The sequence below is a fragment of the Dyadobacter sp. AC419 genome (genome assembly GCF_979253085.1).
Genome location: NZ_CEEDCD010000004.1, coordinates 45,474 through 70,946 on the forward strand (window position 1 = coordinate 45,474; position 25,473 = coordinate 70,946).

General features: G+C 48.5%; 24 protein-coding genes and 1 pseudogene. 16 read left to right on the forward strand and 9 right to left on the reverse strand.

Annotated elements, in window-relative coordinates; genetic code table 11:
• Window positions 1–20 precede the first annotated feature (20 nt).
• Window positions 21–998 carry a GntR family transcriptional regulator gene (locus tag AC0IYG_RS02105; RefSeq protein ID WP_471709372.1) on the reverse strand — a complete coding sequence of 326 codons (978 nt, stop codon included), beginning with the start codon at window positions 996–998 and terminating at the stop codon, window positions 21–23.
• Between the two features lie 128 nt (window positions 999–1,126).
• Here AC0IYG_RS02105 and AC0IYG_RS02110 point away from each other — a divergent pair.
• The 6 genes and pseudogenes from AC0IYG_RS02110 to AC0IYG_RS02135 all read left to right on the forward strand — a co-directional run.
• Window positions 1,127–2,890: pseudogene (locus AC0IYG_RS02110) on the forward strand (glycoside hydrolase family 127 protein); the annotation flags it as partial.
• Between the two features lie 9 nt (window positions 2,891–2,899).
• Window positions 2,900–3,202 (forward strand): hypothetical protein, encoded by a 303-nt coding sequence (locus tag AC0IYG_RS02115; RefSeq protein WP_471709466.1) that lies wholly within the window; start codon window positions 2,900–2,902, stop codon window positions 3,200–3,202.
• A 100-nt stretch (window positions 3,203–3,302) separates the two neighbouring features.
• Complete coding sequence (locus AC0IYG_RS02120; RefSeq protein WP_471709373.1) at window positions 3,303–4,229, forward strand: helix-turn-helix domain-containing protein; 927 nt, start codon at window positions 3,303–3,305, stop codon at window positions 4,227–4,229.
• 92 nt (window positions 4,230–4,321) lie between these two features.
• Complete coding sequence (locus tag AC0IYG_RS02125; protein ID WP_471709374.1) at window positions 4,322–5,062, forward strand: SDR family oxidoreductase; 741 nt, start codon at window positions 4,322–4,324, stop codon at window positions 5,060–5,062.
• A gap of 39 nt (window positions 5,063–5,101) precedes the next feature.
• Complete coding sequence (locus tag AC0IYG_RS02130; RefSeq protein WP_471709375.1) at window positions 5,102–5,857, forward strand: SDR family oxidoreductase; 756 nt, start codon at window positions 5,102–5,104, stop codon at window positions 5,855–5,857.
• 20 nt (window positions 5,858–5,877) lie between these two features.
• Window positions 5,878–6,708, forward strand: coding sequence for an SDR family oxidoreductase (locus AC0IYG_RS02135; protein ID WP_471709376.1), 831 nt, complete (start codon window positions 5,878–5,880; stop codon window positions 6,706–6,708).
• A 25-nt stretch (window positions 6,709–6,733) separates the two neighbouring features.
• Here the strand turns inward: AC0IYG_RS02135 and AC0IYG_RS02140 are convergent, their stop codons facing one another.
• Entirely contained in the window at window positions 6,734–7,642 is a 909-nt protein-coding gene (locus AC0IYG_RS02140) for an isoaspartyl peptidase/L-asparaginase family protein (protein ID WP_471709377.1), read from the reverse strand.
• Window positions 7,643–7,915: 273 nt separating this feature from the next.
• Here AC0IYG_RS02140 and cphA point away from each other — a divergent pair, with 273 nt between their 5' ends.
• The 5 genes from cphA (at window position 7,916) to AC0IYG_RS02165 (ending at window position 13,246) form a co-directional block, all read left to right on the forward strand.
• Entirely contained in the window at window positions 7,916–10,258 is a 2,343-nt protein-coding gene (cphA, locus tag AC0IYG_RS02145; RefSeq protein ID WP_471709467.1) for a cyanophycin synthetase, read from the forward strand.
• The gene (locus AC0IYG_RS02150) at window positions 10,239–10,538 is read left to right on the forward strand and encodes a hypothetical protein (RefSeq protein ID WP_471709378.1); all 300 of its coding nucleotides are present in this window, start codon (window positions 10,239–10,241) and stop codon (window positions 10,536–10,538) included. The genes cphA and AC0IYG_RS02150 overlap by 20 nt, the downstream gene beginning before the upstream one ends.
• A complete protein-coding gene (locus tag AC0IYG_RS02155; RefSeq protein ID WP_471709379.1) occupies window positions 10,513–11,403 on the forward strand; it encodes a cyanophycinase in 891 nt (296 codons plus the stop codon). The genes AC0IYG_RS02150 and AC0IYG_RS02155 overlap by 26 nt, the downstream gene beginning before the upstream one ends.
• A gap of 3 nt (window positions 11,404–11,406) precedes the next feature.
• A complete protein-coding gene (locus AC0IYG_RS02160; RefSeq protein WP_471709380.1) occupies window positions 11,407–12,144 on the forward strand; it encodes an FRG domain-containing protein in 738 nt (245 codons plus the stop codon).
• 79 nt (window positions 12,145–12,223) lie between these two features.
• Window positions 12,224–13,246 (forward strand): LLM class flavin-dependent oxidoreductase, encoded by a 1,023-nt coding sequence (locus AC0IYG_RS02165; protein WP_471709381.1) that lies wholly within the window; start codon window positions 12,224–12,226, stop codon window positions 13,244–13,246.
• Window positions 13,247–13,248: 2 nt separating this feature from the next.
• Here the strand turns inward: AC0IYG_RS02165 and AC0IYG_RS02170 are convergent, their stop codons facing one another.
• Window positions 13,249–14,154, reverse strand: coding sequence for an NAD(P)/FAD-dependent oxidoreductase (locus AC0IYG_RS02170; protein WP_471709382.1), 906 nt, complete (start codon window positions 14,152–14,154; stop codon window positions 13,249–13,251).
• A gap of 233 nt (window positions 14,155–14,387) precedes the next feature.
• Here AC0IYG_RS02170 and AC0IYG_RS02175 point away from each other — a divergent pair, with 233 nt between their 5' ends.
• From AC0IYG_RS02175 to AC0IYG_RS02185, 3 genes are all read left to right on the forward strand, one after another.
• Window positions 14,388–16,250, forward strand: coding sequence for an alkaline phosphatase (locus AC0IYG_RS02175; RefSeq protein WP_471709383.1), 1,863 nt, complete (start codon window positions 14,388–14,390; stop codon window positions 16,248–16,250).
• Between the two features lie 89 nt (window positions 16,251–16,339).
• Window positions 16,340–17,080, forward strand: coding sequence for an SDR family oxidoreductase (locus tag AC0IYG_RS02180; RefSeq protein WP_471709384.1), 741 nt, complete (start codon window positions 16,340–16,342; stop codon window positions 17,078–17,080).
• A 45-nt stretch (window positions 17,081–17,125) separates the two neighbouring features.
• Window positions 17,126–18,037, forward strand: coding sequence for a helix-turn-helix domain-containing protein (locus AC0IYG_RS02185; protein WP_471709385.1), 912 nt, complete (start codon window positions 17,126–17,128; stop codon window positions 18,035–18,037).
• A gap of 11 nt (window positions 18,038–18,048) precedes the next feature.
• Here the strand turns inward: AC0IYG_RS02185 and AC0IYG_RS02190 are convergent, their stop codons facing one another.
• From AC0IYG_RS02190 to AC0IYG_RS02215, 6 genes are all read right to left on the reverse strand, one after another.
• Window positions 18,049–18,798: a helix-turn-helix domain-containing protein gene (locus tag AC0IYG_RS02190; RefSeq protein ID WP_471709386.1), complete on the reverse strand. Its 750-nt coding sequence runs from the start codon at window positions 18,796–18,798 to the stop codon at window positions 18,049–18,051.
• Window positions 18,799–18,904: 106 nt separating this feature from the next.
• Window positions 18,905–19,876 (reverse strand): aldo/keto reductase, encoded by a 972-nt coding sequence (locus AC0IYG_RS02195; RefSeq protein WP_471709387.1) that lies wholly within the window; start codon window positions 19,874–19,876, stop codon window positions 18,905–18,907.
• Between the two features lie 198 nt (window positions 19,877–20,074).
• A complete protein-coding gene (locus tag AC0IYG_RS02200) occupies window positions 20,075–20,959 on the reverse strand; it encodes a helix-turn-helix domain-containing protein (protein WP_471709388.1) in 885 nt (294 codons plus the stop codon).
• Window positions 20,960–20,967: 8 nt separating this feature from the next.
• On the reverse strand, window positions 20,968–21,228 hold the full coding sequence (locus AC0IYG_RS02205) for a hypothetical protein (RefSeq protein WP_471709389.1): 261 nt from the start codon (window positions 21,226–21,228) through the stop codon (window positions 20,968–20,970).
• A gap of 7 nt (window positions 21,229–21,235) precedes the next feature.
• Window positions 21,236–21,664, reverse strand: coding sequence for a hypothetical protein (locus AC0IYG_RS02210; RefSeq protein ID WP_471709390.1), 429 nt, complete (start codon window positions 21,662–21,664; stop codon window positions 21,236–21,238).
• Between the two features lie 119 nt (window positions 21,665–21,783).
• Window positions 21,784–22,206, reverse strand: coding sequence for a response regulator (locus AC0IYG_RS02215; protein ID WP_471709391.1), 423 nt, complete (start codon window positions 22,204–22,206; stop codon window positions 21,784–21,786).
• A 119-nt stretch (window positions 22,207–22,325) separates the two neighbouring features.
• On the opposite strand from AC0IYG_RS02215, the gene AC0IYG_RS02220 reads away from it, so the two are divergent.
• Together AC0IYG_RS02220 and AC0IYG_RS02225 are read left to right on the forward strand one after the other, a co-directional pair.
• Complete coding sequence (locus tag AC0IYG_RS02220) at window positions 22,326–22,826, forward strand: hypothetical protein (RefSeq protein WP_471709392.1); 501 nt, start codon at window positions 22,326–22,328, stop codon at window positions 22,824–22,826.
• A gap of 195 nt (window positions 22,827–23,021) precedes the next feature.
• Window positions 23,022–25,424, forward strand: a complete 2,403-nt coding sequence (locus AC0IYG_RS02225; protein ID WP_471709393.1) for an ABC transporter permease — start codon at window positions 23,022–23,024, stop codon at window positions 25,422–25,424.
• The last annotated feature ends 49 nt before the right edge of the window (window positions 25,425–25,473 follow it).

Sequence of the window (25,473 nt, forward strand, 5' to 3'; positions counted from 1 at the left end):
CTGAAATGCTTTGATGTGCATTAAAGCGAGCCTCTGATGTTGAGCTGCCACGGATTTTCAATGGTCAGAATGGCCTTTGTATCAATGAGATTAGCCATTGTTTTGCCCATTAATCTAAAATCTGTGGAAAGCGTTGTGATCCCGCCGGCGAGGACTTCTTTGAGCGGCGTATCATTGTAGGAAATAATGCCGAAATCCTGTCCCGGTTTCAATTGCTGAACAGCAGTTTGCTTAATGAGATCAGCCAGATCTTCGTCTTTTACCACGATAAAAAGATCGCCCTTCTGAATTTCCCGGCCCGCCGTTTCTAAAATGTAATCGTGTGAGAAACCGTAATTTTTGCAAAAAGCTTTAAGCCCTGCATATCGTTCCTCCGGTTCCTTTTCTTCCTTTTGGACCATCAGAATGCGCTTGTATTTCCGAATCAATTCCAGTCCTGAATCGAGGGCCTCGTATGTGTTTTTTTCAAAATCCTGAAAAACGGAGGAATATTGTCCTTTCAATTCGGGATGAAAATGGTCGAGCAGGAAAACGCGGCCGGAAAGCGATTCGAGCAATTCGCCAATGCCCTTGAACTTGCCGGACATGATGATGTAATCGGTGTATTTATTGTTGGCGTCCCGAATGAGCGTTTCGAAGACTTTTCTGTTGTAATTGTGAAAATAAAGATCGACCGTTGCCGAATTTCCAACCGCCTCGATGAATGACTTAAAAAGGACTTCCTTAAAGCCATTTAGCTCATTAAAAAGCAGGAAAATATGATGTCCCGTCTCGATTTTGGTGCTTTGTACAAAATAACCCACACCATGATTTGAAGCAATGATGCCTTTTGAAACCAACTCTTTTAGACCAGCAAAAACCGTGTCGCGGGAAAGATTATAAGCGCTCCTGAATTCATTGATGGAAGGAATGCGGTCGCCGCAGCGATATTCTTCCGAGCTGATCCGATCGGTAACATGGCTGACTATCAGCTTATATTTTGATTTATTCTCTTTCACTCCACATATGACTAGCCTGCAAAAGTAATTTTTTTAAATGATTTGATCAGATTGGCCTGAAAAATTAAATCGTACCAGTTCGTACCAGTTAAAAACATTTCTATACATTTGGAGGCAAATTAATGGATATGAAAAAGAACCTGATCTTCCTGGGCCTGACGCTCGGCTCATTGTTTTCTGCAACTTGTGCACAATCTCAAAACACGGCCGAAAAACATATAACGCAGCTTAGCCAAGTGCCGCACACGGTCATTAATGATCCGTTCTGGAATCCGAAGTTCGCATTATGGAGCACAACCACGGCCACCGACGTGCTGGACAAGTTCGAAGGAAAGCACCTGAAATCTGCCGATGAGCAAAGCAAGAATAATGTGCTTGCGAATTTTGATAAGGTGGCAGCGGGCAAGAAAGGGCAACACGCCGGTTTGCCGTGGTTTGACGGACTGATCTACGAATCGATCCGGGGCATCGGCGACCTCGTTGGCCAGTATCCGAATGCTGCATTGCAAGCCCGGCTGGACGGAATCATCGATCGCATTGACGCAGCCCAGCATGCAGATTCGAATGGATATCTCAACACCTACACCGATCTGATGGAGCCCACGCACCGCTGGGGTGATCATGGTGGATTTCTGCGTTACCAGCACGACGTTTACAATGCAGGAATGTTGGTGGAAGCCGGGGTTCATTACTATTAGGCAACCGGTAAAACCAAACTCCTGACCGTGGCAACGCGTTATGCCAATTATATGGCCGGATTAATGGGTAATCCACCCAAACGCAACATTGTCCCCGCACATTCAGGGCCGGAAGAAGCATTGATCAAGCTTTATTGGCTTTATAAAAACGAACCTGCACTGAAGCAGAAAGTGAATGTTCCGGTAAATGAACAGGCATATTTTGACCTGGCCCGCTTCTGGATTGAAAACCGCGGCAAACATTCGGGTTATCCGCTCTGGCTGACCTGGGGAAATGACAAATCGGAAGCTTACATTAAGTCGCAAAAGTATAAAGAAGTTGGAGCCGAAGCGCGCCCGACCTGGGGCGACTATGCCCAGGATTCGATCTCTGTTTTTCAACAAAAAACCATTGAAGGTCACGCGGTAAGGGCCACATTGCTTGCCACCGGTGTTACGGCTGCGGCACTGGAAAATCATGAACCGGCCTATATGCTCACGGCCGACCGGCTTTGGGACAACATGACCGGCCAGCGCATGTTCGTCACCGGCGGCGTGGGCGCAATTCACAATGATGAAAAGTTCGGCGCAGATTATTTTCTTCCAACCGACGCTTATCTGGAAACTTGTGCTGCGGTTGGAGCCGGATTTTTCAGTCAGCGGATGAATGAGTTGACTGGAAATGGCAAATATATGGATGAGTTTGAGCGCGTGCTTTACAACAATGTGCTCACGGGCGTCGCGCTTTCCGGCAAGCAGTATACTTATCAAAATCCGCTGAATGCGCACAAGCATGCGCGTTGGGAATGGCATTCTTGCCCATGTTGTCCGCCGATGTTTCTGAAAATGGTGTCAGCGCTGCCCGATTACATTTACTCAACTACGAAAGATCGCATTTATGTCAACCTGTTCATCGGAAGCAATGCGGCTGTGCAATTAGCAGATAATAAGCAGGTTAAGATCGAACAAAAAAACGAATATCCCTGGAAAGGCAACATTGCATGGATCATAAACCCGGAAAGCGAAACGGATTTTAGCCTGATGCTGCGGATTCCCGGATGGGCGCGTGGCAAAGAGAATCCGATGGATCTGTATCGCTCCGATTTGAATGTAGCATTCGTCATTCGGGTGAACGGAAAGCCGGTTAAGGCAGCGCTGGAAGACGGCTATGCAGTGATCAATCGCAAATGGAAAAAATCCGATCAGGTAACGCTCGAACTGCCCATGCAGCCTCGTATCATTACAGCGAACGAGAAAGCAAGGGATTTGAAAAATATGGTCACGCTCGCATCCGGCCCGGTGATCTATTGCCTCGAAGCCGTTGACAATCCGACATTGGATTCTGTGAAAATCGTCGCTTCACCTATGAAACTGGAATTCCGCAAAGACCTGCTCAATGGCGTGAACATTTTAACCGGCAGTGCCACAGGAAAAGACGGAGCAAAGACAACCTTCCAGGCCGTGCCTTATTACGCATCCGGCAACAGGGAAGGAGCTGGTTACAAGGTTTGGGTTCCTAGAAATTAAGTAAAAAGCATTCGCGCGGCGGTGCATCCTGCGGCTCGGTTTCCTTAAATGCGATGAAATTAGATTTAATAACGGCTTCAAATTTCCTTAATTTCACACAATGCAAAAGGCGGAGATAATCACGGAAACATTGTATGATCTGTACAAGATCATGAACCTTCCTTTGGCGGGCATTGATCCGGAATCTGGCTTTACCATTCATGCATTGAAGGAAACATTTACCCAGCTTCCTTTCCAATCGATCGCCTATCGCCCCGATTATTTCAGTTTTGTGTTTGTCAAAGACGCAAAAGGAAAATATGTCATCGATGAAATGGAATTCCCGATCGAACCGGGCACGATCTATTTTACCAACCCCGGAAACTTCCGTCAATTTGAATGGTATAGCATTGATGACGCATTCCTGATCACGTTCAAAGAATCATTTCTGAAAGAGCATGTGCATCACGATGTATATAAAGATTTCTCGTTTTTGCTGACCGAAGTGGTTCAGCCTAAAATCCTGCTTCCCGATCAGTTTGATGTAATTGAATCGTTGTACCAACAGATCTGCAAGGAATATCTGAGCCAGTCGCGGTATAAAAATAAGATCATCGGCAGCTTGTTTGTAGCGCTGCTTTTACGGATAAAGGAACATTTCTGGCAGGATTACAATCCGATTTACGAAGGCAATCGCAGCTCTGCCATTGTCAAAGTTTTTAAGCAAAATCTTGAAAATAGTTTTCGGGAGCTTCTGAACGGTCAGGCTGATAAGACGCCTCGCGTGCAGGACCTTGCTACAATGCAAAATCTGCATCCCAATTACCTCAGCACCGTAATCAAGACCAAAACGGGCAAAGCGATCAGCACCTGGATCGCTGACAAAACCATCGCAGAGGCCAAATCACTTTTGCAGAACTCGGACACTTCCATTAAGGAAATCACCTTTCAGCTGGGGTTTACGGAAGCAACGCATTTCAGTAATTATTTCAAAAAACACACGGATCTTTCCCCGGCCGCTTATCGCAAACAATATCAAAGCGCCTGACCTTAGATATTTGTAAGTAATGCTTTGATATGCGTCCTTTTCCGCCAGCCAGAAGCGCGAAATTTGTTTTATCACAACTAAAACAAAGAATCATGAGCAATCTGACAAATAAAATAATATTGGTAACGGGCGCTTCAAGAGGCATTGGAGCCGCTATTGCACATGCATTGGCCGGCGCCGGTGCAAAGGTGATCGTTAATTATGCAGGGTCGCAGGAAGCGGCTGATCAGACGGTCAGTGAAATCACAGCCAAAGGTGGAGAAGCTGTTGCCATTCGGGCGGACGTGAGCAATACCGGCGAAGTAAAAGCATTGTTTGATGCGGCAATTGCTAAGTTTGGAAAGATCGATGTGCTCGTCAATAATGCGGGCATTATGATCACAAAATTGCTGAAAGACACCACCGACGAAGATTTCACGCGCCAGTTTGATATCAATGTCCGGGGGACGTTTAACACCATGCGTGAGGCGGCCACGCGGCTGGCCGACGAAGGCAGCATTATCAACTTTTCAACTTCCGTAAATCGTATTATGCTGCCAACTTACAGCACTTATGTGGCAACAAAGGCCGCAGTTGAGCAGCTTACCCGCGTTTTTTCTAAAGAAGTGGGCGAGCGTGGGATTAATGTCAATTCCGTTTCTCCGGGGCCAACCAACACCGAGCTTTTTACCAAAGGCAAACCAAAGGAAGTGATCGACAGACTTGCTTCACTTTCAGCGTTTAACCGCATTGGTGAGCCTGAGGATATCGCAAAAATCGTGGTGTTTCTGGCCAGTGATGAGGCCAAATGGATCACAGCGCAAAATATCGGAGCGAACGGCGGCATGGCCTGAGCGACTGCTGCTGCGTTTTTACAAACATTTAAACCAGAAATGATGAACAGTTTAAAAAATAAAGTGGCCTTGATCACCGGATCAGCGCGTGGACTGGGCAAAGCCATTGCCGAGCGTTATGCGGCATTGGGAGCAAACATTGTCATTAATTATTCTCGCGATAACGCTTCCGCAGACGAAGTGGTGAGCAATATCAAAGCAATGGGCGTGAAAGTAATCGCCGTCCAGGCCGATGTAAGCAAGGTTTCAGACATTGAGCGCTTGTTCTCAGAAGCCAAAAATGCATTTGGAAAAATTGACATTGTTGTGGCTAATGCAGGCATTGAACTCGTGGAAACACCGGTCGTAAACTTCACGGAAGAGCAGTTTGACCATGTTTTCGGCATTAATACAAAAGGTTCTTATTTCACCATGCAGCAGGCTGCCAGAAATGTGGAGGACAACGGACGCATCATTTATATCGCGTCCAGCACCACTTCATTTCCTGTTCCGGGCATGGCGGTTTATGGCGGGAGCAAAACCACCCCCAGATATTTAGTCGATATTTTGTCAAAAGAAATCGGACATCGGGGCGTGACGGTCAACACCATTATCCCTTTTGCGGTGGACCATTCCGGCATCTTCGCCGAGCCAGACAGTTATCCTGCATTGCGTAAGCAACTGCTGGACAGCTGCCCGATGGGAAGGCTTGCAGAAGTGGAAGATGTGGCCAATGTGGCCGAGTTCTTCGCCAGCGACCTTTCCTCATTTGTAAACGGTCAGCATCTGCTCGTTAATGGCGGCGCGACCAATTAATAATCAACTTGATTTTGCGTATGAAAACGTGGTTTATAACAGGGACTTCTTCCGGGTTAGGAAGGCTCCTTACTGAAAAATTATTGCACCAGGGCAGCCGTGTTGCGGCAACGGTCCGGAAAGCCGATGCGCTTGCTGATTTGAAAGAACAGTTCGGCGAGCAATTGCAGGTTTACGTGCTGGATGTGACCGACACTGCGGCGATCAAAGAAACAGTGAGAAAAGCGTTTGCTGACCTTGGCCAAATTGACGTCATCGTTAATAATGCAGGTTATGCATTGTTCTGCGCCGTTGAAGAGGCGAGTGACGAACAGATTGAACATCAGCTTAATACCAACATTTTAGGGTCAATTCAGGTCATTCGCGCCAGTCTGCCTTATTTGCGCGAGCAAGGGGGCGGGCATATCTTGCAGCTGTCGTCGGCAGGAGGACAAACGACTTACCCGAATTTTGGTTTTTATCACACCACCAAATGGGCGATCGAAGGTTTTTGTGACACATTGACCAAGGAAGTTGCTCCGCTGAACATTAAGGTCACCATTGTAGAACCCGGTGCACACGCCACTTCTTTTGGCAATGCAATGGTGACTGCGCCCATCATGGAAGTCTATGATCAGACGCCGGCAGGTGACGTAAGACGGGCAGTCGCGGAAGGTGCATTTCCGCTGACGGGCGACGTAAATGTAACCGTCCAGGCGATGATCGATTGCGTTGAACAATCACCGGCACCCAAACGGCTTGCATTGGGTAAGGATGCATACTGGGACGTAAGGGCTTCCTTAGCGGAGCGCCTGGCAGAGCTGGACGCCCAGAAAGAGCTCGCACTTTCAAGTGATGTGAGCTTAGGTTAACAAAGGCTCCGGGTCGGGATTGCTTTTATTCCGATCCGGACCAAACCAGTGTTTCCCCTTCACCCAGGTGGTTTTTCCAGGCCCGGAGCATGCTTTCACAATTGAAAACGAGCTCCACATTTCCCTTTGCGTTTACAGCAATGAGGCCGCCTTCGCCGCCAAGCGCGGTAAGCTTATCGATTGCAGTTTGGCAGGCTGCATGAAGTTCTAAATCTTTATACTGCACTAGCGCAGCCACGTCGTATGCGGTGACGAGCCGGATAAAAAACTCGCCGTCGCCAGTGCACGAAACTGCGCACGACTCGTTGCTGGCATAAGTGCCGCAGCCAATAACCGGACTGTCGCCGACACGTCCGAATTTCTTGTTTGTAATGCCGCCTGTGGATGTTGCCACGGCCACATTTCCCGATTCGTCGAGCGCAACTGCGCCTACTGTGCCTTTTCCCGTGTTCTTCCCATCTTCTTTTTCCTGCGCCTTCATGAGTTCTTTGTGCCGCCGTTCGGTGTGGAAATAGGGATCGTCTTCAAACGGAAGTCCGTGGGCCTTTGCAAAATCTATCGCGCCATTACTGGTCAGCAGCACATTCGATGACTTTTCCATAACCGCCCTGGCGAGGCTTATCGGGTTGCGGATACGGCTTATGCACGCCACGGCACCCGCTTCCAGCGTTTTGCCGCACATCATGGCTGCATCTGCTTCATTTTTGCCTTCCGCAGTAAGCACGGAGCCCCTTCCCGCATTGAACAACGGATTGTCTTCAAGCGCCATCACCGATTTTTCAACCGCTTCAACGGCACTTCCGCCGCGTTCCAAAACGGCGTAACCGGCCTGCAATGCTGCATCCAGGCCTTTTTTGTATTCTTCTTCTTCCTGCTGCGTGGTCGTAGCGCGGGTCAGTGAGCCGGCGCCGCCGTGAATTGCAATGGTAAACATAGGATGCGTTTTGTTGGTCAAAAATTGGATCGTGGCCGATTACAAAAAGTTTGCCAGTCAACGACCGCTCAACCGGCCTGCATTACAATTGCGCAAATATTTCTACGAAAAGTATAAAAAACTTTTTTTCTCAAATTTGGTTTACGTCCCGGCATATTCCCCACTGCTGGCACAATTATTAACTGCCGCCGAAAATCTGATTTTTTAGAATCAGAATGTCCATCCACAATAAGTAATGTAGTGTAGAGTATGAAGATTATTGATATCCGTTGCATGCGCGGCCCGAATGTGTGGTCGGTACGCAAGAACAGGTTGGTAGTAATGAAGTTGGACCTAGAGGAGCTGGAAGAACTGCCAACCAACAAAATCGAAGGCTTTTACGACAGATTGAAGAAGACGATGCAGAGCTTACAGAGCCATTTTTGCTCAGAAGGACATCCGGGAGGCTTTTTTGAAAGGGTAAAAGACGGAACCTGGATGGGCCACGTGATCGAGCATATTGCTCTTGAAATGCAGTCGCTGGCAGGAATGGATTGTGGCTTTGGCCGCACCAGGGGAAATGGAGAATACGGCGTTTACCATGTGGTATTTGAATATGCAGCGGAACGTGCGGGTGTACTAGCCGCCAATAGTGCCGTTGAAATGGCAGATGCATTGGTGAAAGGCAGGCATTATGACGTCGCGGACGTGGTGCAGCGACTGAAAAGCATTTATCAGACCGACCGCCTCGGCCCAAGCACGGAATCTATCGTGGACGCATGCGCGGCACGCAATATTCCGAGCATCAGGCTTAATGACGACAGTTATGTGCAGCTTGGTTACGGAAGCAGGCAAAAGCGCATTGAAGCAACTACGACAAACAGCACCAGTAACATTGCCGTATCACTCGCCGGGAACAAGAATGCTACAAAAGAAGTGCTCGGCAGGGCAGGGGTGCCGGTGCCGGCCGGGTTGACGGTTAATAACGAAAAAGCACTCGCCGAAGCAGTCGCGGAACTCGGTTATCCGCTCGTGATCAAACCTTTGGATGCGAACCAGGGTAAGGGCGTTACTACGGACATCCGGGATATGCAAACGGCAGTTGACGCCTATAACTGGGCATCTTTCTTTTCGGACAAAGTGATCGTGGAAAACTTCATTTCCGGAAGCGATTATCGTTTGCTGGTGATTGATTATAAATTCTGTGCTGCTGCAAAGCGTACACCGCCAATGGTCTTCGGCGACGGCATTTCTACGATCCGCGAGCTCATTAACCAGACCAATCTGGATCCGCGCAGAGGCGACGGACATGAGAACAAGCTGACCCGGATCGTCATTGATGAAATGCTGCAAAATCACCTTGAGGCGCAAAACCTGTCGCTGGACACAGTCCTTCCGTCGGATGTAAGCGTCACGGTTTCGGATGCGGCTAACCTCAGCCGGGGCGGCACTTCGGAAGACGTAACCGACCGCGTTCACCCGCAGATTATAAGCATGGGCGAGCGTGTGGCGAAGCTGATCGGGCTGGACATTTGCGGAATCGACATCATTGCCCAGGACATTACCAAGCCGCTAAGCGAATCGGGAACATCAGTGATCGAAGTGAATGCGAGTCCTGGGTTCCGGATGCACCTTTATCCGTCTTCGGGAAAGCCGCGTGATGTTGGCAATGATGTTGCAGAAATGCTTTTCCCAAACAATGACAACGGTCGCATTCCGATCATTGCAGTCACCGGCACCAACGGCAAAACAACCACCACGCGCCTGACAGCTCATTTGATGAAGCAAGCCGGTTCATGCGTGGGATATACGACAACGGATGGCATTTATGTAGACGGTCTGATCATCGAGGAAGGCGATTGCACTGGTCCGGAAAGTGCCCGGAAAATTCTGAAAGATCCAACCGTGGACGTGGCTGTACTGGAAACGGCAAGAGGCGGGCTGCTCCGGTCCGGACTTGCGTTTGATCAATGTGATGTAGGCATCATTACCAATGTTGCCGCCGACCATCTCGGGCTGAACGACATTCATACGGTGGAACAAATGGTGCATGTAAAGGCGGTGATAGCCGAATCCGTGCGACCGGATGGATTCGCAGTCCTTAATGCTGATAATGATCAAAGTTACGGCATAAAGGACCGGCTCAAATGTCGCATCGCCCTATTCAGCATGAACCCGGAAAACGAGCGCGTGCTTGCACACATTCGCGACGGCGGACTGGCGTGTATATATGAACAAGGCGAAATAAGACTCATCAACGGCAGCATTAAGGTCTCGGTTGCCGATGCCGAAGCCATACCCGCAACATTCGGAGGCAAGTGCCATTTTATGATCGAAAACATTCTCGCTGCGACGCTAGCGGCATATGCACAGGGAATGGACGTTCATTTGCTTGCCAAAGGACTTTACAGTTTTCAGGTTTCAGAGGACTCAACGCCGGGAAGGCTGAACCACTTCCACTTCCAGGACTTTGATCTGGTCGTCGATTATGCGCATAATCCGCACGGAATGACTGCATTGGGCAGTTATCTGGAAAATTTACCGGCAACCAGCAAGCTCGGGATCATCACAGGAGTAGGGGACAGAAGGGACGAGGATATCCTGAGAGATTGGCAAAGTGGTTGCCGGTATTTTTGATGAGGTCATCATTCGGGTGGATGAAGACCCGCGTGGCAGGAAACACCAGGAAATCGTGGAACTGGTGAAAAACGGCATCAGAACCGTAAACCCGCGCTGCAAGATCAAAGTAATCCAGAACGAACTGCAGGCGATCAATTATGCGATCCGTCATTCGCGGCCGGGACAGCTTATTGTCGTGACCACAGAAAAAATCAAAAGTGCAATCTCATTAATTAAGGTGCTAAAAGAATCAAATGCAAAAGCCAGCTTATATGAAAGGCAGCTGGTTGCACATTAAGCGATTAGAGCATATGGAATTACCAAAAGGAAAGTTGATACCAATCGGGGGTAAAGAAGCGCGCAGCTCAGAACAGGATAGTAACGGCAGCTCGCGGTCGGTTTCGTTTGAAAATGAAGGCGTTTTGCAGGAAGTGCTGGGCGAGATGAACGGCGCAGATTCCAAAATAGCGGTCATTACAACTGCATCCACCGAACCCGAAGAAATGGGCGAAATGTATGTAGAAGCATTCGGTAAACTGGGATGCAAACAAGTGTCTGTACTGAATTTGACGGGTCGTAATGTCGATAGCAAAGCCACATTGCAGACGCTTTCAGAAGTAGACGGTGTCTTCTTCACCGGCGGCGACCAGACAAGACTGATCGACAAAATCTGCGATACGAAGTTCATGGACCTAATGAAGGAGCGTTACCGCAATGACAATTTCGTCATTGCGGGCACAAGCGCCGGAGCGATGGCCATGTCTGCGGCAACGATCAAGGAAGGTTCGAGTACGGAGTCGCTGCTAAAAGGGATTGTTGAGTTGAGCAGAGGTTTTACATTATTGCCCAAAACAATTGTAGATACGCATTTTATGAGTCGCGGACGCTTTTCCAGACTTGCCGAAGCGCTGCTGATGCAGCCGGGTTTTCTTGCAATAGGCATTTGCGAAGACACCGGACTTGTGATTACGGAAGGCAACCACATGCGGACGATCGGGTCGGGCGTGGCCCTGATTCTGGAAGCCGATGACATCCAAAATACCAACTACGAAACAGCGAAAAAGATGGATCCGATTTATGTCGAGGGCATGCAGATCCACATACTAGCGAAGGGCGCAAGCTTTTCTCTGGAAGAGCGGAAATTGATCGTTGATAAGTCTTGAAGCATGAAATCTGTTGAAATTACGTCCATCGATCAGTTTATCAGGGACATTGTTGCTTTGAAGAATGACGAGTTTGATTTTTTCATTTTCAGGGGCCAGCGGATCAATGCACCGCTGGTCCCTTCCATTGCACGTTATCATCACAAAGACATTACCCATATTGAAAAACGAATGCTGCTCGACCTCAAACGCCGGGGTAAGCTGCTGTTGCCCGACACCGTTTCCGAAGAATGGGAGCTCCTGATCCTTGCCCAGCACTACGGCTTGAAAACAAGGCTGCTAGACTGGTCCAGCAACCCGCTGGTGGCGCTGTATTTTGCAATAAGAGACATTGACGATTCCGACTCGGCATCATTCGTTTATCTTTTCAGGGGATATAATGAGCAGGTGATCGATAAAGATGAAATGAGTGCCACAACGTCCCTCGGGTCACCATTTGAAATAGAAGAATTGAAAGTGCTTCGGCCGTCGCTGAACAATGAGCGGATCATTGCCCAGTCGGGGTGGTTTACGGTGCATCCTTATTCTGAGGAAAAAAATGGATTTATTCCCATGCAGGTGGATGAGGATGTGAAAGTGAATGTCACCGAGTTTACGATTATTCCCGGTTTGAAAAGAGAGTTGATGGATCATTTGAATATGCTCGGCTTCAACGCACAGACGCTTTTCCCGGAACTTGCCGGATTGTGCCATTATCTGAACTGGGAACATCTTTACCAAAAAAATGCGGAGCAAGACTAGCCAAATCACAGGCGGCAAGGAACTCACAAGCGGATTAAATGTTTTTTATTAACAGCAGTTTTAAAGTTAATAAATCGACATGGCAGATAAACTTATTCAGGATATACCATTCTCCATTCTGGATCTCGCACCGATCACGGAAGGGAATGACGCGTCGGCTACATTTAAAAATAGTCTCCGGCTTGCACAGCGTGTTGAAGAACTTGGTTATCAACGTTACTGGCTCGCGGAGCACCACAATATGGCCAGTGTGGCCAGTTCAGCCACTTCTGTGCTCATCGGTTACATTGCCGGCGGCACGAAGACCATTCGGGTTGGCAGCGGAGGCATTATGTTGCCAAATCATGCGCCGCTCGTTGTTGCGGAGCAGTTTGGAACGCTCGCATCACTTTATCCGGGCCGCATTGACCTGGGACTTGGCCGTGCACCCGGAACCGATCAGATCACGGCTCGTGCGCTGAGGAGGAATTACATGGAATCGGCTCAGGATTTTCCGGACGATGTAATTGCCTTGCAAACTTATTTTTCAAAAGAAAACAGCACGTCAAAAGTGCGTGCGATCCCTGGTGAAGGGTTGGATATCCCGATCTGGATACTGGGTTCAAGCACGGATAGCGCACGACTGGCTGCACATCTGGGATTGCCCTATGCATTTGCAAGCCACTTTGCACCCACGCAGTTCACGACCGCCATAGAACTTTATCGCCGCAATTTTAAGCCCTCAAAATATCTTGCGCAGCCTTATGTAATGGCATGTGTAAATGTGATTGCAGCCGACACAAATCAGGAAGCAGAGCGCCTTGCGACATCCTTTTTCCAGCTTGCGACAGGCATTATCACAGGCAAACGCCGCCCTTTGCAGCCACCCGTAGAGAGCATGGACGGACTTTGGGGTGAATATGAAGAAGCAGCAGTGCGTGAAATGATGAAATACACATTCATCGGCGACAGAAAAAGAGTCGGCAGCAACCTTGCCTATTTCCAGAAACACACGCAGCTCGACGAATTAATGGTCACAAGCCATATTTTCGATCCAGAGGCACGGATCCACAGTTACGAGGTTTTGAAGAGCGTGCAGACTGAAAGCGTTCTGGCTTCATAAGCCTAAAATTGCGCTTCAACAAGCTCCTTATTAACGATTGCGCCGGTCATGTTGCCAGTCGAAACAGCACTGGCGACCGCGCGCATCATGGACGTGGAATCGCCGCACGCAAACACGCCGGGAACCGTTGTGTTGTGATAATGATCGATCTTAATGTGCCCATGTTCGGTCATTTCACAGCCTAACGAAGCCGGAATATCGGAATGCTGTGTAAACGGAACCGCTGCGTAAAGGCCGTCAAGTTCCATTTCACCATCTTCCAGAATCACTTTGCTTAGCATTCCCTCCTGGTGAATGATTTCCAAAACCTTTGATTCCACAATATTAATCCCGTGCTTTTCAAATTTGGCCATTTGCTCGGGTTTGAAATCCGCTTCTCCCGAAGTCAGGATTGTGAGCTTGTCAGTGAGGTTGTTGACAAGTGACGCCAGGTGAAAAGCCCTTTCTCCGTTTGCCATGATGGCGGTGTTTATGCCGCGCAGCTCATAGCCGTGGCAATAAGGGCAATGCACCACAGAAATGCCCCAGCAAGCTGCAAAGCCCGGAATATCAGGCATAATGTCCTTAACACCTGACGCGAAGATCAGTTTTTTTCCATGGAATGATCCGTTATTTCTGGTCGTAATGCTGAAACCGTTTTCAGTTTTCTCACCGCTGATCGCCAGATCGTTCAGGATCTTTACCGTGCTGTAAAGCAGCACTTGCGCTCTGGCTTTCTCGGCTATTGCGCTCGGTTTTTCTCCGTCGTGCGTGATAAAATTATGTGAATGTGGTGTCTGAATGTTGCACGGCGAACCGCTGTCAATGACAAGCACTTTGCGCAACGAACGTCCCAATGCCATTGCCGCGGATAATCCTGCATAGCTTCCACCAATAATAATTACTTCAAAATCATTGTCCTGCTCCATAACCCATTTATTTTAAAAGAAGTCGGCATGATTAAAATGTAATGCCAGGCCATAATTGAACCGCCGTTTCATCATTTCGATAAAAGGCGCTGTAAAGTTCAGGAATAATTTTGTTTATGCAACAATGTTGCATTTAAAATTTATATTAAATCGATCCGTGTGAAGCTTTGTGGCTGGGTGGCGCAAGCTTAATGCAGTAGTTTTGGGGCTAATCTTCGAAAACGCATCAGATAATGAATTTTTGCCGGTTCAACTTCCGCTTACTTTACGCTTCGCTCATTTGTTTTACATTGTCATTTGCCGCATCGGTTTCAGGACAGGGAACGCACCGTTACACAACTGCGCAAGCCCATTCTCACAACGATTACGAGCAAAAGATCCCTTTCTACCAAGCTTATTATCAGCATTTCGGGTCTGTTGAGGCGGATTTGTTTTTGCGAAATGATTCGTTATTCGTAGCACATCAAAGTTCGGATATGCAGCCTGACCGGACATTGAAAAGCCTTTATCTGGATCCGCTTGCAGCGCTTATCAAAAAGAACAAAGGCCAGGTTTTCCCAGACACCAATCAATCGTTGCAGCTCTTAATCGATTTAAAAACTCCTGCGGCGGCCATTATGCCGGTGCTCGTAAAAGAGCTTGAAAAATACAAACATTTGCTGGCACCGACTGGTCCGGTGCACATTGTACTTAGCGGCAACACGCCCGCGCCTGCACAATTCGAAAATTATCCCAACTACATTTTTTACGACGGCCGTCCCGGGGTCAGTTATACACCTGATCAGCTCAAACACATCGGCCTGATCAGCCAGTCTTTTGCCAGTTATACACGCTGGAACGGGAAAGGTGTTTTGACAAAAGTTGACAAAGAAAAAATTGAAAATGTCATCCGCGAGGTGCACGGAAAAGGTAAGAAAATCAGGTTTTGGGGAACGCCGGATCACATTAATGCATGGAAAGCATTCATTAATCTGGGTGTGGATTACATTAACACCGACCACGTTTCGGAACTAGGCGATTTTTTAAGAAAACGCCCGACTGCTGAATACACTTTCAACGAGCCATATCAGCCCTATGAACCCAAATACCGGAACAACGATGCACTGAGTGAAGTTGAAAATGTGATCCTGCTCATCGGTGACGGAATGGGCCTTGCGCAGATCTTCTCCGGCCTGACTGCTAATCGTGGCAAGCTCAATCTGGCACAGTTTCTCAACATTGGTTTTTCCAAAACAAGCGCATCCGACACTTACATAACTGACTCAGCAGCAGGCGCAACCGCATTTGCGACGGGCAAGAAAACAAGAAACCGGGCAATTGGCGTTGACAGCAATTTCGTTGCCATTCCCAACCTTCCTGACAAGCTCAAACCGCTGGGTGTGAAAACGGGCCTCATTTCCGCAGGCAGCATTACCGATGCTACACCGGCTGCATTCTACGGCCATCAGCCTTACCGGGAAATGGAAAAAGAGATCGCGCGGGATTATCTTCGTTCATCCACAGATATCCTCGTCGGCGGCGGTCCGGCGCATTTTGTAAAGGAAAAAGTGGCTGATTCGCTGCGGTTAAAGGGCGTGCAGTTTTCTGAAAAGTGGGCGGATCTGGCGAATATGAAAGCACCTTTCGTATTGCTTGACGATGCAAAAACGAAGTCGGTTGCCAATGGAAGAGGCGAGTTCCTGATTCCGGCGTTTCAGAAAACCTTTGAGTCGCTGCATGCTGCAAACACCGGCACATTTATTATGGCCGAGGGCGCGCAGATCGACTATGGCGGTCATGCGAACATTGTTTCCTATGTCGTTACCGAAATGCTTGACTTCGATAAGCTGATCGGCGAAGCGATGCGAGTGGCTGACTCAAACGGCAAAACGCTGGTCATTGTCACGGCGGATCACGAAACGGGCGGACTTACACTGCTAGACGGAGACATTAAATCGGGTTATGTCGACGGGCATTTCAGCACCAATGACCACACGGGCATCATGGTGCCCGTTTTCGCATATGGTCCGCATTCGCTGGATTTTCGGGGCGTGTACGAGAATGCAGCGATACACGATAAAATCATGGCTATTTTTAACAAATACAGAAAGAAGTGAAATGACATTTTGACTACACATTTCACACAACTGGCTACATTTCCCCAACATTCGGCACCGAATTTTGTAAATCAAAAAACACCTGATTTATGGAAAACGGAATCGAAGGAAAAGTAATCGCAATCACAGGCGCCAGCAGCGGAATGGGCGAAGCAATGGCCGAATTGCTGACCAGCCGTGGCGCGAAGGTTGTGCTCGGTGCGCGGCGGGAGGATCTGCTTGCAGCCCTTACGGCGCGCATTCAGGCATCCAGAGGTAAGGCGGTGGCTTTAAAAATGGATGTTACCAAACGTCATGAAGTCGCCCAGCTGGCAGGTCTGGCTGTTAGCGAATTTGGACGGCTGGATGTAATGATTAACAATGCGGGAATCAGCCAGCTTCACCGCATGGAAGAGCTGGATGTGGATGGCTGGGAGCAAATGATCGATGTAAATCTGAAAGGCGTGCTGTATGGAATCGCTGCCGCGCTGCCCATTTTCAAAAGCCAGGGATCCGGGCACATTATCAACATTATTTCTACGGCGGGGATCAGCATTGTTCCTGCTATGGGCGTTTATGCGGGCACAAAAAATGCCGTCAGGACAATCAGCGAGGCATTAAGGCGCGAATCGGAAGGGCGCTGGCGCGTGACGGGAATTTCACCGGGTTTGGTAAAAACGCCTTTTGTAAGTAACATTAAGAACGAGAATATCAGGGACGCGATCCAACAGAAAGCGGACGAAATAGCGATCCCGGCAGAAGCAATTGCCCGTGCCGTTGCCTACGCCATAGAGCAACCCGACAATGTGGACGTGGGTGACATTGTCATCCGTCCGGCTGCGCAGGATTAAGGACTAGAACAAATTTTAGCTGCTGATAATGCGATGAAGGACGCGATGACAGAACCCGTGATTTTTGAGACAATCTCTGACTTAATGCAGCGGATCGATCTGCCGAAGCCGCTGCATCCGCACATTGCCTTGGCTAACTACGATCTTTCTAAGCCAAATTTGAATGATGCCGGGCGCCGTTATCTGCTGCGATTTTACAAAATAGCATTTAAAACAAGCTTCAAGGGAAAAACAAAATATGGGCCGGGCACGTACGATTTTCGGGAAGGCGGCCTGGCTTTTGTGGGGCCAAATCAGCTGGTGGAGCTTTCTGCTGATGAAGAGCAGCACGAAGGTTATGCGCTCTTTTTTCATCCTGATCTGCTTTTCCGCTATCCGCTCGGGAAGCATATCCAGCAGTTTGGTTTTTTCTCTTATGCGGTTTCTGAGGCTTTGTTCCTTTCTGAAAAGGAAAAGACCATCATCACTTCCATTTTCGAAGCCATTGACACGGAACTGAATAACAACATTGATCAATTTAGTCAGGATGTGCTTGTGTCGCAGATCGAGTTGCTGCTTAATCATTGCAACCGGTTCTATAACAGGCAGTTTTTGACACGCAATGTTGCGCATCATGACATTATCGTGCAGCTGAACAATTATCTGGCGCAGCGATTCAAGGAAGAACAAGCATTGATAAACGGTTTGCCGAGCCCGCAGGAAGTGGCGGATGAACTGGGCCTTTCGCAGCGATATTTATCAGACATGCTGAAATCACTGACCGGCCAAACGACGCAGCAGCACCTGCACCTCTGGCTTATCGACAAGGCGAAAGAACTGTTCAGTGCAGAATCGCTCAGCACCGCGGAGGTCGCTTATAAGCTTGGTTTTGAGCATCCGCAGTCTTTTAATAAACTTTTCAAACAGAAAACGGGAAGCTCACCAGCAGCATTCCGGCAAGCGCTTTACCAGAACTGACAGGCGAAAATTTACCAATCCGTGGGTGCTTTGCCGAATTTTCGCTTGAACGAATGGGAGAAATGGGAAAGACTTTCGAAGCCGAGGTCGAGGTAAATGGCTGATGGTTTCTTGTGCTTGGTTTCGATCAGATGGCGTGCTTCGGCAAGCCTTCTTTCTTGCAGCCATTGCCGCGGTGCCATGCCAAATGTCTTTTGAAAATCCCTTTTAAAACCAGCCAGACTTCTGCCGGTAAGGCGCGCAAACTTCTCGACGGGAATGTTGTAATGGAAGTTTTGCATCATGAACCGTTCGAGATCCATTTTGTATGGCTCCGAGAAATCAAACAAAAACTCCTGCAATTCGGGCATTGTGTAAAGCAGCAGGTGAACGGCTTCTTTCACTTTAAGCATGCCCATTGAGGTCGTTATCTGCTCGTTCGGATGGCGCACATAAGGAATGATCGACTGGAAAAAAGCGCGCAAAAAGTCGTTTCCAGGAATCAAAATATTGGTCGGGCCCGTGTATTTCTGCCCGGTTTCGATCTGTTCTTCAAGCGCGATCTGCCGCAGTAAATCCTCTTTCAGGCTGATCACAATGGTTTGATAATCCTCTCCATCCATTGGGATTTTAGTGATTTCGCCCAACTGGTTTTTTTGGATCAGCAGCATTTGTCCGGCGCCCATGGTGACGGTCTCGTGCGCGGTCTGCATGGAAAACTGTCCCGAAACCTGTAAAACGAGCGTGTTATGTTCAAGAAATGCCACTTTGTCCTTTCTCATGGTGGAGAGATAGGAGAAAAAAATGACACCGGGAATGATGTACAGTTGGATTGGTCACTTTGTAAATATAGAAAATGCGGGGCTGTTTTTAAGCCCCGCATTCGTTTTATCGCTGTAAATAGGTGCCGCCCAAAATAGCATCGGGGGCAAAATATGTGTCGAGTGCTTTGGCTTCTTCGGCAGTGAATTCAATCGACATCGCCTGGATATTTTCCGGCAGTCGCGACCTGCGGCTCATGCTCACCAGCGGCATTACCCGGTCGCCCTGCGCATTAACCCATGCAATGGCAAGCTGGGTTGGCGTGAAGCCTTTGTCTTTTGCCATTTGCTTCAACGGCTCAACTTTTTCAAGATTTTTAATGAGGTTATCGCCTTGGAAACGCGAAAAATGATTCAGATAATGGTCTGCTGGCAGAGGTGCTTTCAACTCACCGGTAAGCAACCCTTCGCCCGTATTTGCAAATGCCACAACCGCAATGCCCAGCTCTTTTGCAGTCGGAAGCAAATCGCTTTCAATCCCGCGATCAGCCAGTGAATAGCCATATTCGAGAGCGCTGACCGGATACACATCATTTGCCTGACGCAATTGTTCCGCATTGATTTCGGAAACGCCCAGATAGCGAACCTTTCCTTCTTTGATCAGATCCGCCACGGTGCCAATGACATCTTCCAGCGGCACACTGCCGTCCAGCCGCGAAGGCTGGTAAAGATCGATGGTTTCCACGCCGAGACGCGTCAGTGAATAATTGATAAAGTTTTTGATCGCGATCGGGCGCAGGTCCATGCCCAGCCAGTGGCCATTATGAAATATAGCGCCGAATTTGACACTGATAAAAGCGTCGTCGCGTCTGCCCTTAATCGCCTTGCCCACAAGCATTTCATTGTGTCCAGCTCCGTAGAAGTCGCCCGTGTTCAGGAAGTTAATGCCATTATCCAGCGCCATTTGAATGGTTGCTATGCTTTCACTTTCGTCATTTGCCTTGCTTCCCCAAACGGAGGACATGCGCATGCAGCCCAATCCAAGTTTGGAAACGAGCGGGCCGTTATTGCCAAGATTTATTTTTGCGATCGTTGTCATGTTGATTTTTTTTATGATTTACGATACAAAGATCGCCGCCAGCGGCTTCCGCCGATTTCACCCACGGCTCAAATAACTTGTCTGTACGGATCAGGTTTTCATTTGTATGTTTTGCCAACTGTGTCCATCTTCACATCGTGATTGGTAAAAGTGGCGAAGTAGTAATATTTGCCTTTATAATGATGCAGTTATGCCGCCCTAAGCCCCGACAAGCTTGTCGCGTAGGATCCTTTTCCGGTAATCTGCGGGGGAGGTGCCGGCGAATTTGCTGAATAGCCTGATAAAATATTTGTAATCGTCATAACCGAGCTGGAATGCAATCTCTTTCACCGTGTTGGTCGTGTATAGCAGCTGGCGCTGTGCTTCCCGAAAAACTTCCTGCTGGATAAACCACGTGGACGAAAATCCGGTGATCGATTTTACCGTATCGTTTAAATAGCTGACGGTCATGTTCATTTGAAATGCATAATCCGCAGGCTTTTTCAATGTCCGGAAGTTTTCCTTCACCAATTGATTAAAACGGCTTGCTATCTCAACACTGCGCGACGAATGCGCCAGAATCCGGTCATTTTCCTGATGCTGGAAAATATCGACAGCCTTGTGAAACAATGCATTCAGCAGGTTGCCGATCAGCTGTTCCTGGAAATTGCCGGACTTTCCATCGGTTAATGTTTCATTCAGTAAATGAAAAATTGTAGCAAACCATTTCTTATCGGCCTCGTCCAAATGGAGCAGTGCAATGTTAGCAAGCGAATTTTCGATGATCATGCGGGCATGCTGATCAATATATCTGGCTTCAAATGCAACCATCCAACCCGAAATTTCTGACGCCAGCTGCAAGTCATGCACTTGTCCGGGACAGGACAACAGCAGCGCAGGTTTGTTCAGATCCAATGTGTGAAAATCGACATTCACATTTGCATAGCCGCTTTCGAGCAAAAAGCAGCAGTAATGGTCGTGGCGATGCGGAATCATCACCCTGTCGGACACATGCGTGAGTCTGTTCATGTCTGATATCTGAGCGATTTCTACGCCAGCCAGGCCTTGCTCCAGATGCCGGATCTGTATTTCTTTATTTGCCATTCCGTTTTTCAGGACCAAAATCCATAGCCGTACACTTTGGCGTGCACCGCTGGATTTGCTTTCAATTTTCTTCTGAGTGCACGCATCATGGGCACGTTCCCTGCAATATAGATCGAATTGTATTGATTCAAATCTTTGCGGTCGCACCATTGTTCCAACAATGCGATTCCTGCATTGCCGTGTCCGGTGATGAACTCAAATTCGGGATTTTCTTCCTTTAATGTATCGGGAATCCGACAAACTTCCGGCAGCAGAACGGCCACGTCCATGGGATGCTCACTGTGGTCGGTCAATTGCTTCAATGCCAGGAAGTGCCCGAGCGCGCTTCCCGTCCGCGAGGCACAAAACCCCGCCCATTGACGAGGGAAGCGCTGCGGCATGTGCCGCTCCAAACGAAATCTCATCTCCGGGCTGCAACCGCTTTACCCAGCGACTTCCCGCCCCATTATGACCCGCTTCAATGAACATCGTGCACACATTGGTTTCCGAATTCCAGAGCGCAGGCGTATAATCGCGGTATTCCAGCGCATCGACTTTGCATTTCAACCGCTTGATCGTATCCCAGCCTTCCATATTCGTTGTGTGGAGGTGCAGATCGACCTCGTACATTGTTCCGGGATGCCATGCTCTCACGGCCAGCACCGTGGCCGGGCTGAGCATCATTTCCAATAATCCCGAGGCTGCTTTCTTTAATATATTAACCATTTTACCTTCTCTTTTTTGACAAAGGTAAAATGAGAGAATATGTCATTTGTCCAACAAAAAGCGGTAAGAGGTGGACGAATGGCAGGTGTTGTATAATGTTGCGTTTAAATGAGCAAGTCTTAAAAGTTATTGGGGGCAGCGCATTTTTTCCAATATTCGATCATTACTTTGATCGTATCCTTGATTTCCTCGAAAGTGCCTGGCTTTACAAAAAAACCTTGTGCGGACGTGCTATACGCTTCTATAACAGCCTGTTGATTAATGGCCGTAGTAAAGTAAACGTAAGGAATGCATTTGAGGCTAAGCTCCTCATCGACCTGCATTTTCCTTCTCAGTTCCAGGCCACTTAACTGCGGCAGGTTTACATCGGAGATGATAATAAATGGTCGGTCTGGTGTTGCATGAAGAAATTCGAGTGCCTTCACACCATCCGAGAAATATATCCGCTTGTTCGTATAGTCAAGCTCATTAAATACTTCCTCTAATATAAACTGATCGTCGAGATCGTCTTCTATGATGATTATTGCGCCATTCTTGTCCATGCTGATTTGAGGTTTTGCAAAATGCCTGTAAAAACAATGCCAGTCGAGCTTTTCTCTCTGCAGGCATGAAAATTTAACCAATATAGAAAATCGATAGATTAAACTTAAAGGAAAATATCATGGCAAATACAGTTGTAGGAATTTTTGAATATGAAGCAGATGGGCAAAATGCTCAAAATTATTTGTTGGCAAATGGTTTTGCTGATGGAAATGTCGATATCAAAATTGCTACTTATAAAACAGAAGCAGACGCATCCGAGGCTCACCACGAGGATGAAGACATATTCGAACGCATAGGCCATTTTTTCCGTGATCTTTTTGATGGAGATGAAGAGGAAACAACGCGCTATGCCGAGGCAGGAAGACGCGGAACGATTGTAACCGTGCATGCCGCCACCGTCGAAGAAGCACATCAGGCAGCAGCGATTCTTGACGAATATGGAGCAGTAGATGTTCGCGGAAACGATGCATTGCGCGTAGACACTGATGAATTGAGAAATGAAGCTGTCCGTACGAAAAGCCGCATTGTAGGGCGCCCGATCCAGGAGAGCTTCCGCCTGCGTCAGACCGAATATTTTACGGATACGGAAAGATCGAGAAGATCCGGGCTTGATTTATAACAGGCTCATTTGATACATACAATTTTAGCAACCAGGTCGTTACGGCCTGGTTGTTTCTGTTTTATGGCCATCCTAATGCGTATGCAGGCGTTTCATGATGTCTTGGAATGAAAAAATTTTATTTTGTTTTATATATAAAATAATTATATATAATTGCATTTAAAATAGTTTCAAACCAACACCTTATTCGAACCTATGCTTACACATTATCTTACACTCTCTTTACGGCGCTTGTGGCGGCAGCGACAGGTGAATCTGATCCGCATACTCAGCCTGGCGCTGGGAATGGCGAGCGGATTGATCATTTTTCTGGTCGTCAATTACATGTTCAGCTTCGACCGCCATCATCCGCATATGGACCGGTCGTTCTGGGTTGTGACGGATATCAAGCGCGAGCAGCTGATGCAGACCGACGCCGCACCGCGACCGCTCGCCGAAGTGCTCCGCCGTGACTATCCGTTTGTGGAAAGTGCGACCCGCCTCGAAACTGTTTTCGGGCGCTCGATCAGTGTTCCCGATGGTAAAAACAGGCAGGTGAAAAAATTCAATGAAGCTCGGAATGTGTGCTTTGCGGAGCCGCAATATTTCAACCATTTTTTGGTAGAGTGGGTGACAGGCAATCCGGAAACTGCCCTGAACATGCCCAACACAATCGTCATTAGCGAGCGTTATGCAGAGAAATATTTTGCCAATGCTGATCCGGTCGGCCGAACATTGCGGCTTGACAACCAAGCCAACCTGACCGTCACGGGCGTGATCAAAAATCCGCCTGCCAACACGCAGCTCCGTTATGATGCATTGATTTCGTATGCCACCATTCCGGTGTTGAAACAAAGCGGCGCCATGGACGATTGGGAAGGTCTGCAAAGCATGTGTTTTGTGCTGTTGCGCGAGGGCGCAGCTCCTGCACAGCTCGCAAGCACGCTGGACGCGATCCGGAAAAAGTATTTGTCCGCGGAAAAAGCAACGCAATTCGCCTACCAGCATTTACCGCTTGCCGAGCTGAACCACGAGCGAAGCGGCATGGCGCCGCGTCCGGTTTTATATGCACTGACTGCGATTGGCATATTACTGGTTTTGGCTGCCTGCATTAACTACATTAACCTTGCGACGGCGCAGGCATTGCAACGCGCGCGGGAAGTGGGCGTGCGTAAGGTTGTGGGCAGTAATCAATGGCAACTGATCCGTCAATTCGTTCTGGAAACGGCCATTCTGACATTTGTTGCGGTGGTGATCGCACTAATGCTGACCCAGCTGACGATGCCGCTCATTAACCAGACGCTTGCCACACAAGTGGATATGCTGCACCCCGCGATCTCGATCCTGGATATTTTGAATCGGACCAGCATTGGATGGTTTGTTACGCTTGTTATGGGTGTTATTTTACTTTCAGGTTTGTATCCTGCATGGGTTTTGTCCCGTTTCAATCCGACCCAAGCGCTTACAGGTCAGCTTACTACGCAGACAGTTGGAGGCTTCACCATTCGCCGCACTTTGATTACAGGGCAGTTTGTTTTGTCGCAACTGTTTCTGATCATTGTGCTCGTGATCACCGCCCAGCTGCGGCATATGCAAAAGGTTGACTGGGGTTTCAAACACGATAACATGCTGACGGTCTGGCTTTCTCCGCCCAATCCGGTCCCTTATGACCAGCTGCGTCAAAGCTGGATGCAATTGCCTGGCGTTGAAAAAGTGACTTATGGCAGCGATCCGCCAGCTTCGCCTTACAACCGTCCTACGCCTTTCAGCTATCATATTTTGTCAAAGCCAGAGCCGTTCGAAACGCGGCTGCGCGCTGCTGATGAACATTATCTGTCCACATTCGGATTATCGCTTGTGGCAGGCCGGAACTTTCGTTCTACGGATACAACGGCGCAGGAAGCACTTGTAAATGAGTCGCTTGTGCGGCAGCTGGGCGTTTCGCCTGTGAGTGCTGTGGTGGGAAAGCATATGCGGGTGAAAGAGTCCGATCGCATCATTGTGGGTGTTGTGAAAGATTTTCGCAGCGGTGATCTGCACCAGCCCATCGTGCCCGTCACCATTGTGCATGACCTTGGACACACCAATATGGCTGTGATCACCTTATCGCCCGCATCACCGCAATCCACATTGAAAGCCATTGAACAGACCTGGGACGAAGCGCTGCCCGACCGCGTATTCAAGGCGGATCGCGTTGACAATTTACTCAATTCATTTTTTCAAATGGAGCGCTTACTGGCTGGATTTGTACAGGCCTTTGCGCTCATCGCCATGGCCATGAGCTGCATCGGGCTTTACGGTCTGGTAACGTTCATGGCAACAGGCCGGGCCAAGGAAATTGGTGTTCGGCGCGTGCTCGGTGCGCGTACGCAACAATTGCTGTGGCTTTTCGGTAAGGAATTCAGCAGGCTGATCGTCTTTGGATTTCTGATCGCCGCGCCATTGGGCTGGTGGCTGACCAGCAGCTGGTTACAGCAATATACACACCGCATTTCGTCAAGCGCGTGGCTCATTGCAGCCACATTATTCCTGACCATCCTGATCACCGCTTTAACCGTTTTAGGTCATGCATTGAAAGCAGCAGTTGCCAACCCGGTAAAATATTTGCGGGCGGAATAGTCGGCGCATCTGCGCTGCATATTTTTAGTAATCAATTGGTTTTTTAGAG

Bases quoted from the DNA above. Each gene is read 5' to 3' on its own strand.
- AC0IYG_RS02130 (WP_471709375.1), top strand. From the start codon at position 5,102: ATGATGAACAGTTTAAAAAATAAAGTGGCCTTGATCACCGGATCAGCG.
- AC0IYG_RS02170 (WP_471709382.1), bottom strand. From the start codon at position 14,154: ATGGAGCAGGACAATGATTTTGAAGTAATTATTATTGGTGGAAGCTAT.
- AC0IYG_RS02160 (WP_471709380.1), top strand. From the start codon at position 11,407: ATGAAATCTGTTGAAATTACGTCCATCGATCAGTTTATCAGGGACATT.
- cphA (WP_471709467.1), top strand. From the start codon at position 7,916: ATGCGCGGCCCGAATGTGTGGTCGGTACGCAAGAACAGGTTGGTAGTA.
- AC0IYG_RS02135 (WP_471709376.1), top strand. From the start codon at position 5,878: ATGAAAACGTGGTTTATAACAGGGACTTCTTCCGGGTTAGGAAGGCTC.
- AC0IYG_RS02205 (WP_471709389.1), bottom strand. From the start codon at position 21,228: ATGGACGTGGCCGTTCTGCTGCCGGAAGTTTGTCGGATTCCCGATACA.
- AC0IYG_RS02140 (WP_471709377.1), bottom strand. From the start codon at position 7,642: ATGTTTACCATTGCAATTCACGGCGGCGCCGGCTCACTGACCCGCGCT.
- AC0IYG_RS02155 (WP_471709379.1), top strand. From the start codon at position 10,513: ATGAAAGGCAGCTGGTTGCACATTAAGCGATTAGAGCATATGGAATTA.
- AC0IYG_RS02120 (WP_471709373.1), top strand. From the start codon at position 3,303: ATGCAAAAGGCGGAGATAATCACGGAAACATTGTATGATCTGTACAAG.
- AC0IYG_RS02190 (WP_471709386.1), bottom strand. From the start codon at position 18,798: ATGAGAAAGGACAAAGTGGCATTTCTTGAACATAACACGCTCGTTTTA.
- AC0IYG_RS02165 (WP_471709381.1), top strand. From the start codon at position 12,224: ATGGCAGATAAACTTATTCAGGATATACCATTCTCCATTCTGGATCTC.
- AC0IYG_RS02125 (WP_471709374.1), top strand. From the start codon at position 4,322: ATGAGCAATCTGACAAATAAAATAATATTGGTAACGGGCGCTTCAAGA.
- AC0IYG_RS02220 (WP_471709392.1), top strand. From the start codon at position 22,326: ATGGCAAATACAGTTGTAGGAATTTTTGAATATGAAGCAGATGGGCAA.
- AC0IYG_RS02200 (WP_471709388.1), bottom strand. From the start codon at position 20,959: ATGGCAAATAAAGAAATACAGATCCGGCATCTGGAGCAAGGCCTGGCT.
- AC0IYG_RS02215 (WP_471709391.1), bottom strand. From the start codon at position 22,206: ATGGACAAGAATGGCGCAATAATCATCATAGAAGACGATCTCGACGAT.
- AC0IYG_RS02225 (WP_471709393.1), top strand. From the start codon at position 23,022: ATGCTTACACATTATCTTACACTCTCTTTACGGCGCTTGTGGCGGCAG.
- AC0IYG_RS02185 (WP_471709385.1), top strand. From the start codon at position 17,126: ATGACAGAACCCGTGATTTTTGAGACAATCTCTGACTTAATGCAGCGG.
- AC0IYG_RS02180 (WP_471709384.1), top strand. From the start codon at position 16,340: ATGGAAAACGGAATCGAAGGAAAAGTAATCGCAATCACAGGCGCCAGC.
- AC0IYG_RS02115 (WP_471709466.1), top strand. From the start codon at position 2,900: ATGCAGCCTCGTATCATTACAGCGAACGAGAAAGCAAGGGATTTGAAA.
- AC0IYG_RS02175 (WP_471709383.1), top strand. From the start codon at position 14,388: ATGAATTTTTGCCGGTTCAACTTCCGCTTACTTTACGCTTCGCTCATT.
- AC0IYG_RS02195 (WP_471709387.1), bottom strand. From the start codon at position 19,876: ATGACAACGATCGCAAAAATAAATCTTGGCAATAACGGCCCGCTCGTT.
- AC0IYG_RS02210 (WP_471709390.1), bottom strand. From the start codon at position 21,664: ATGGTTAATATATTAAAGAAAGCAGCCTCGGGATTATTGGAAATGATG.